Origin of the sequence: Caballeronia sp. AZ10_KS36 (genome assembly GCF_023631105.1) — a bacterium.
Taxonomy (GTDB): domain Bacteria; phylum Pseudomonadota; class Gammaproteobacteria; order Burkholderiales; family Burkholderiaceae; genus Caballeronia.
The window spans coordinates 1-2,317 of record NZ_JALQDQ010000060.1 but is presented as its reverse complement, the minus strand read 5'-3'; the positions used below and the strand labels follow the sequence as shown (position 1 = coordinate 2,317).

General features: G+C 59.8%; 2 protein-coding genes. Both read right to left on the bottom strand.

What is annotated here, in order from left to right; translation table 11 throughout:
• Positions 1 to 2,181, bottom strand: a 2,181-nt coding sequence (locus tag NCR35_RS29660; protein WP_250537446.1) for a type VI secretion system Vgr family protein, incomplete at its 3' end; no start/stop codon positions are given.
• Positions 2,182 to 2,191: 10 nt separating this feature from the next.
• Positions 2,192 to 2,266 carry a hypothetical protein gene (locus tag NCR35_RS30125; RefSeq protein ID WP_502801739.1) on the bottom strand — a complete coding sequence of 25 codons (75 nt, stop codon included), beginning with the start codon at positions 2,264 to 2,266 and terminating at the stop codon, positions 2,192 to 2,194.
• Between the last annotated feature and the right edge of the window lie 51 nt (positions 2,267 to 2,317).

Below are 2,317 nucleotides of genomic sequence, written 5' to 3'. Positions count from 1 at the left end.
ATTCATGACACTCGCGAAGAATGAGCGCGCCGCCGCAAAGCTGACGTTTCCCGCCGCCGTCACTGCGAAATCTTGATCGCTCGCAAGGTGCGTACTGCCCGCCGTCGTCGCTTGAATGCCGGCCGGACTCGCCAAGGTCAGATGCGGCGCGGCGAACTCGGGGAACTCGCCTCTATCCATGTTGGCCGTGCCGTTACCGCGTAGGTCGTCATTCGCCGCTTTGATCGACCTCGCAACGTCCGACTGGTTGCCGCTCGCGTCCTGCGCGCCGTGCTGCTGCGCAAGTTCCGCCATGCTTTCGTGGATGTCGCGCGCCTGCGTGAGCCGTGCGACGGTCTCGCCTAAATCCCTCGCCGGGGCGGTGGCCCCGTCGCGCGTCTCGGTGGTAACGAGCATGCCCTGATTTGCGCGCAGCACGCCCCACGCATCCGTCGCCAACTCCCAGCCGAGGCCGCGCGCCTGCTGGCGTCCGTCGCCGTATGTGATGCGCGTGTTGTAGCCGAGCACAAGCCGCGAATTTGCCTGATCGCTCGCCACCTGTACCTGCTGCTTACCGGGCGTGTCGTCTGTCACAACAACGTTGTGCCCTTGACCTTCAAACGCGTGACTCACCAGCCCCGTAAGCGCCATGTTTTTCGGCAGCCTGAACGGCGGCGGATTGAACTCGTTCACCTTGCTCGCCATCACGAACGGCTTGTCTGGGTCGCCTTCGTGATAGCCAACGGTGATCTCGTCGCCGACACGCGGCACCGAGACCAGGCTGTGAGGCCCGCCGTGCCACGGCAGCGACACGCGCAGCCAGCAACTCGAATTCTGGTCGTTGTTGCCGAGCCGGTCCCACTTGAATTGACAGCGGATGCGCCCGTAGGCGTCGAGCCATATCGGTTGCTTCTCCGGCCCCGTCACAACGCCCGTTTCCGGGTAGGCGCGCGGTTTGTCTTTGGGCTTGAGCTTGAAGAAAGCATTTGCGGGCTGCACGACGAAATCCGTCTTGCAGTGGTACTGCGCATCGCTGCCCGATGTGGCGGTAAGCTCGTCCGGGTTCCGCACGTCGATGGACGTGGAGACAACGAGATATTCACGGTTGACCTCGGGTTGCGGATGACCTTCCAGCCGGAACCGTCTGCCCGTCATCATGCCGCGCGCGTTGGCCGAGCCATAGGCGCGCAAGCCTTCGCAACGCATCGACTCGACGCGCACCCATGCGAGATATTCGCCCTCGTTGCGAAAGTCGTTCGGCTGGCCGTCTAGCCCCATCGCGCCCGCGAGCGGTTGCGTATAGTCGCCCCAGTGATATTGTTTGATGTTGTCGAACGATGACTTGCTGTATTGCGACCGGTTGACCAAGAACGTGCCGTTCGAGCGCGTGTAGTCGTAGTCGTTGAGCGTGACGTCGCCTGCCGTGATTTGACGCGACACGCGCAGGCTATGAATATGCTCTTCGTCGATGCGCTTGTCTTCGGGCGCATGAAAGAGAATCGTGTCGTATGCGTTCTTGTGGTCTTTGTGCGAACCGGGCGAGTCGCATAGCATCAACGTCATGCCATCGAAGTGATAATAGATGCCCCATTCGCTCCATAGCTGAATGAGGAAATCGTAATCACTCTGCCAGAACTGCCGGATATAATCGCGCTTCGGGAAGATGTTGTTATTGAGCAAGAACGCAGCCAGCCGGGTTTTCCACGGAAATTTATATTTCGTCCCCGTTAAGACGGCCTCGGTAGCCTCCAAAACCGAGACGTTTTGAAATATCCGATTCTCTTTATTCTGGCTCAAAAGCCAGAGCCACGGCCTAACCGTAAACTGGTAATACGCGCGTCGCTCGTCGCTGCCGATCTGCTGGACTTCGGTAATAATCCCCTCGATCGCGCGCACGCCCGCGCCGACATTGCCCGCGCCCTGATTACCGGGCAAACCCGGAATGAACGTTCCTTTCCCCTCGAATTCGACCAGTATTTTTATCGTTTTACCAATGTAATCGTCCGGCTTGATAAGCTCACGAGCCTTGTAGAGGCGAAACGTCGCACTATCGAGGGTGGCGAGATCGACGCGGTATTCAAAAAGCTCGCCAAGCGTTTCGACGCCTTTGACGCGCTGTGGCAGAAGAATATCGCCGCCGCCCCATGTAGGCAGCGCCTCGCATTTCACCTTCAGCGTGCGGCTTTGGAGTGGTTCGAACATGGTGATCGTCTCACGTCCTTACCAGCGTCGCGCCGCAGGCGGTCGAGTCGCCGATATACGCGACACGTCGCCCCTTATGCGTCATTTTGCCGGTGGCGATGATAGGGAAGGTGCCGCCGCACTTCGGGCACTCGGT